1 protein-coding gene is annotated in these 6,746 nt (G+C 35.8%); it reads right to left on the reverse strand.

The annotated features are described in order from the left end of the window. Positions 1–121: 121 nt before the first annotated feature. Positions 122–6,625, reverse strand: coding sequence for a S8 family serine peptidase (locus Q0Y70_RS09110; protein ID WP_297820126.1), 6,504 nt, complete (start codon positions 6,623–6,625; stop codon positions 122–124). Positions 6,626–6,746 lie beyond the last annotated feature (121 nt).

Below are 6,746 nucleotides of genomic sequence, written 5' to 3' on the forward strand. Positions count from 1 at the left end.
ATCTAATCTTTGTTTTTTATTTAATTTTGACATAGTAAAAGCCGTAAAAGTGTCTAACTTTTACGGCTCACTTCAATTCGAAATTCGAACTATGATCTTTTTAAGCTTGACTGAGCTAAGATTAGACTAATTTAGCATATTGTGCTTGAACCCATTGGTTATCATTACCAATTCTGTACATTAAGCGACCATTAATTGTCTTTTGTTCAAAGACCTTCCAGCGAGTATTAGTCTTGATATATCCTGTCAATTTTCCTTTTGAATTCCATAAAGCCACTTTGTAATTCTTATTGTTATGTAATACAGGAACGTAAACAACTTTATTTAACTTCTTAGCATCACTATTTTGAGATAATTTTAAGAAATCTGCTGGAACCCATTGAGCTTGACTACCAAGACGGTAATACAACTTACCATTAACTTCTTTCTTAGCAAATATTCTCCAACTTGTATTAGTTGAAATATATTTACCAGTCAGATGACCATTTTGGTCTCTTAAGGCAATCTTCCAATTTGGATTATTATGGATTACTGGAGCAAATCCTACAGCATTCATCAAAATTTCTTTACCATCATCTCTACTTGCAGTCACACCACTATTTGACTTAGGAGTATCTAGATTGGTATTAGATTCATTTGAGCCAGTTGAAGTATTTGGCTTACTGTTTTCTGGTTTTGATGGTTTGTTATTGTTATTTGGCTTATTTGAATCAGTAGGTTTTGATGGATCATTAGGTTGCTTGTCAGGCTTTGATGGTTTATTAGAATCATCTTTTGGAGGATTGGTTGGATTTACTGGTTTATTTGGTTTTTGATCTTTAGAACCATCATCAGCATTGCCTTGATGTACTGGAGGTAATACCGGTTGAGCCTGTTTTTCGCTTAGACCCTCTCTTGCTGCAACGAGAACTTTCTTAGCATTTTGTAAATCAGTTAATTGAGCTTTTTCATTTGCTAAGATTTCACTAGCCGCTTTCAAAGCTTTAGCTAAGGCAGCCTTTGACTCATCAGTATATTTACTTAAATCTAATTTCTTGTCCTTTTCAACTTCAAGCTTAAGATCCTCTTTAGCTTTAACTAAGTTAGGATCTTGAACTGGAGGAGTAGGAACAACCGCCTTTTCACTCAAAGCCTTTTTAGCAGCATCTAAAGCATCACTAACTTTTTGAACTACATCCGCAGTAGCTTGATCATCAGCTAACACAGATTTAGCTAGGTCTAAAACGCTGTTTAATACTTTTTGTGAATCATCAGTATATTTAGATAAATCAAGTTTTTCAACTTCTGCGACTTTGGCCTTTAAAGCATCTTTTGCTTGTACAACACTAGGATCTAAAGCAGGTTTTTCAACTAAGGATTGTTGTGCTTGGGATAATTGCTTTGAAGCTTGTTCAACATCAGTTAAGCTAGCATTTGCGTTATCTAAAACAGTATTTACTACGGCAATTGCTTTGCTTAAGTTTTGGACAGAGTCAGGAGTAAACTTACTTACATCAAGTTGGCTCGCCTTTTGAGCTTGTTGTCTTAAAGCGTCTTTTGCTTGTTTAAGTGCTTGTTCTTGCTTAGCTTTATCGTCTTGATCTTTGTTAGGTTTCTCTGATTGAGGCTTTTGAGCTAATGCTTTAATTGCATCTTCTAGAGTTTGAAGCGCATTTTGAACATCTTTTAAGCTAGCATCCTTATTGCGCAATACTTCAGCTGCTTTTTGACGAGCTTGCGCTAGAACTTGAGCACTTTCGTGAGTATACTTACCAGACTTACCTAATTCTCTAGCTTCATTCAACTTGTTTCTCAAGTCTTTTTTAGCTTGGGCCAATTCCTTGGCATTATCATCACTATCGGTAGTTTGCTTAACTTGGGTTACATCATAAGTAGTTACTTTAGATTCATTACCATATTTATCTACAGTCTTGAAGTAAACCTTACCATTTTCTTTAACAGTTAAGCCTTTTTGGCCCAGATCTTGGAAAGTCTTATTATCTAAACTATAAACTACATGCGCATCTTCTTCATTAGTGCTTGCAGTTAAGTTTACAGACTTGTTGTCATTAGCTACAGTTGCAGTAACTGCTGGAGCAGCTAATTCTTGAGCTTTCTTATAGTAAACTACTAAAGTTTGAACTCCGGTGGAGTTATCATTGTCATCAGTTCCTTCAACGTTAAAGGTATTCTTACCTTCCTTGAGATCTACTTCACATTCAAATTTCTTCTTGAAATCTTTATTTGAATTGTAATCAACGTCAGCATAAGAAGCTGCGACGTTATTGCCGTTAACATTCAAGTTGTAGTATGCATAGTCATCAGCAAATTCACCACTAATAGTGTACTTATCTTTATTAGTGTAAATAGGCTTATAGCTACCATCTTCAAGTTTTTCCGCATCTAAAGTTAAGCTTGGATGATTTGCATCAACATAGAAAGTTAATCTTTCTTGAACCACTTGAGCTACAGTTGTGTCCCCAATTAACACTGGGAAGACCTTAGATCCGTGTTTTCCAAGATCAAGTTTGATAGTAAATGAACCGTCAGCCTTAACTTGAACATTCTTACCACCAATATTTAAAGTAGTAGTTGGACGTTTAACTTTACCAGTTAAAGTTAACACTCCGTCCTTAGCATCATAGTTTGCAGTCTTATCATTTACTGACATGGTACCAAATTTCACACCATCATCAAAAGTTACATCTGAGGATGAAACAGTTGTCTGACCACGATTACTTGATTTAACAACTTGTTTAACTGACGACTTGTTACCATCCTTATCAGCTACGATAACTTCAATTTCATTTTCACCAAATTCTACTGGGACATCAGCGCTAAAGGTATGATCAGCATTTAAAGTTGCTTTAATTGTCTTACCACCAGCTTTAACAGTTACTGAAGAAGCATCTTCACTAGTCTTACCAGAAACTGTTACTGTATCTTCAGAAGTTTGAGCTAATTGTGGATCTTTTTCATCACTAGCAGTATAAGTTTGTTCACCGTCTACGCTCAAGCTCTCAACTTTTGCGGCAAGAACACTCACTTTAATTTGCTTAGAAGCAACTAAAGAATCATCATCTTTACTATCATCACTATAGAATTTAATTGTAGTAGTGTAGTCAGCTTCTTGTACTGGCAATAAAGCAGTGAAATCTCCCGTTTCTTCATCTCGCTTCACTGGCAAATCATGTTCTTTACCTTGACTATCGGTGTAAGTTGCATATAGATCACCTGGATAGTTACCAGCCATTTGATATACACCATCAACAGAATCATAGCCTTTAGTTCTTGAAGTGATCTTGCCAGTAAGACCACCATTAGTGAATACCAAACCAAATTCAGTAGCTCCTGGCTTTTGACTATATCCTGAATTTGTGCCTGCATTAGTAGCATTATCAAATACGGCTAAAGAAATGCTATTTCTTCCGGCGCCAAGTTTTGCTACTTGACTATCACTCAACGGAATTTCTAGTACAGAAAAGCCGTCTTTAGTTTCGCTAACCTTATTGTAAGAAACACCATTGGCAACGACGCCGTTAACTGCAGTATTAGCAGAACCATCTAAACCAGACAATTCATCTTTTGCTTCAACTTTAATGAAGTATTGACGCTTTTTGCCACTTGCATCTTTTTTAGAAATAAGCTTTGGAGTTTTAACTTCGGGTGCCTTACTATCAACAATCATATTGATATCGTAATGTTGAACAGTTTGCGTTCCATCAACAGTACCTTCGATACGGTAAACATATTTTCCATCGACAACTGTTTCAGTTTTATTAGTTTGTTGGTTGAAGTAAGTTCCATCCCAAGCTGGAGCGTAAGAAAACTTAGAATATCTTTGACCATTTGCATACCAATATGACTTAGTTACATTATTTAAAGTAGCCAAAGTATTGATTACATGTCCATCTTTATCTAAAATTTGAGCCTTAACATTTTTAGCATTTCTGAATAAGAAATATTGTGGTTTAAGCCAAGTTACTGAGGCATTAGGATCAGTAGAAAATGCAAGTGCATCTTCATCAATTTGATAATTGCCATTTTCATCTTTAGTTAATCCCGCAATTCCTTGAGACTTCTTATCATTACCTGCAGTCACAATAGTTCCCAAGTTGTTATTAGCAGGATCAAAAGTTACCCCATTTAATTTATCAAAGATTTGTGGTTGACCCCAATCACCGTAAAAGCCCATATATGGAATCGATAATGTTGAACTATCTGAAGCTTTGAAAGTCAAGAATCCTTCAACATATTGATTTGCAGCAAAGTTTTCAGGCAGATTTAAAGTTAAAGATACTTGTTTGGTTGAATTAGCTGGAACAACTATCTTGCCATTTGTTTCAACTGATGCGCCTTCAATTTTCTTTTCATATAAAGTTGATGAATCATCCTTAGCGGAAGTATATACATCAGCAAATTTGCCATTTTCTTGTAAAGTATAAGTTAAAGCTTTATTGGTCCTGTTAGTGAACTTCAAAGTAAATTGATGCTTTGAATCAGTAAAGTCTCTTAATTCAACACCTGGATAATCATTACCAGCTGATACAGTAGATGGATTATTGTGTAAAGCATTAATTGCTGCTTCGACGTTAACTAATCCAGCACCTTGACGACGTGGAGATTCAATTACAGAGTCATGTGTTACATCTGGAACAATAGTAGCCGTGTTCATTTCAAGGGTCTTGATAAAGGTAGTTCTTTCGACTGCGGACATCTTTTGGTAAAGATCATAGAACTTATTAGATTTATCATTCATTGCTTGAATTAATAATGCCTGAGAACCTGCGATAAATGGAGATGCCATGGAAGTTCCTGACATATTTACGTAGCTATTATTATTTTGAAGTGACCAAATATTTCCACCAGGTGCAGTAATATCTGGCTTAAAGGCTAAGTTTGAAGCAGGACCATATGAAGTAAAGTCGGACATTAAATCTTTTTCACGAGCAACATTATTAAGAGGTTGAACTGCAATACTTACTTGAAGTGCTTGTTCAGGGTGTTTTTCAATGTATTCAACTAACTTATTACCAGCTTCAGTAGACAAACCGACCGTTGGAAAACCTGCATTATACAGAACTCCAGAAAGTGGTGCGTTTCCTCCAGCATTATTAACGATAATTAAGCCGCTTGCTCCAGCTGCCTGAGCATTAGTTTGCTTATCAGTAAAGGCAATTTGACCTCTAGCAACAACAGCGATTTTGCCTTTAACGTCACTAGTATATTGGTCTGAAGTTCCGACGCCTAACTTACCTGATTTATCTTTAACAAGATAGAAGTTTTTATTATTAAATGCTGATAAGTCAGTTCCATCAGAAACTTGAGTAACTTCTGGTCCTAAGAGAGTCTTACCATCTGCACTAATTGTGATTCCGCTAGTAGTAACGTTCACGTTTTCAGCAGATGCAACTGTTGTTGCACTTCTACTTGTGCCAGGACTGCCGACAGTTTCCATATCAGGATTGCCGAAGTAGTCTTTATTATTTCCTTCTTTGTCAGAAGTAGAAGTTCCTGAGTTACCTGCAGAAATAACTGCAGATGTTCCACTTTTAACTGCTTTTTCTACAGCTGCTATTTCAGGATCATCTTCTGTTTGTTGCCCAGAAACAGATCCTAAAGACATGTTTAAAACATCAGCTCCTAATTTTGCGGAGTCATCAATAGCACCAATGACACTAGTTGAATCAGTTGTAGAAGAACTATCTGAGTTAGAAAAAGCCTTCATGGCAAGCAATTGCGCTTCTGGTGCAACCCCAACAACAGACTTTGCAGGATCTTTTCCAGTTCCGTTAGCAGCCACAATTCCTGCAACGTGCATACCATGTTGTTCTTTACCATCATCAGTAATGATATCGTTATTATCAGAATAGTTATGACCAAATGGCACTTTGCTGGTGAAATAACGACCATATCCACTGTTTTTAGTAAAGTCGTTAACATCTTTTGCCGTCAATTTAACTTTAGATTCATCACTAAGTCTTAAATCCTTATGATTAGGGTCAATACCAGTATCGATAATTGATACAACAGTTCCTTGTCCCTTATACTTATAATTTGACCAAACAGTTGATACGTTAGCCATATTATCAGCAGAAGCATCAGTAGCAAAGTAAACTTTGGCCAAAGTTACTGACTTAACTCCAGGAATTTTTCTGAGCTTTTGAATATCTTTAACTTTAACTTTGGTAGAGAAACCGTTAACTACATAACCGTAACTTTTCCCAATAGCTTGATTAGTAATAGCTTGAACTTGATTCTTAATTGATTGTTGAGAATCAATTACTCGATTAGTTGCTTGTTCAATTTCAGCGGTACTTGCAGTTTGAGGATTAATTGATCCATTTTCTGAAGCAGGCGACGCAGACAATTGAACAATAACTTCAACATAAACATCTTTTTGTTCTTGAGGTGTTAATTGTTCAAATTTTACCCCGTTTGCTGCTAGTTGTGCCTCGATTGCTTTTGAAGTCAATCCGGTAGTTGTATTAGCAAGTGCGCTTTTAGAAGCAGCAGTTTTTGACTTTGAAGTTTGGCTATCAATTGTAGCTTTAACCTGTTGCTCTAAACTTGGAAAAACTTGAGCACTTGCTAAGACAGCAACACTCAGCAAGAGACTAGCATATTTTCTACTCTTTTTCTTCATTGATAAACCTCCTATAAAGAGTTTGATAAAAGCTGTTACTTAATCGATGAGTTAAAATTAATATAAACTTTTAATTAATTTTAATTAAGTATTATACTTACTCAATTAATTTGTACAACCG

Source organism: uncultured Lactobacillus sp. (assembly GCF_947367085.1).
Taxonomy (GTDB): domain Bacteria; phylum Bacillota; class Bacilli; order Lactobacillales; family Lactobacillaceae; genus Lactobacillus.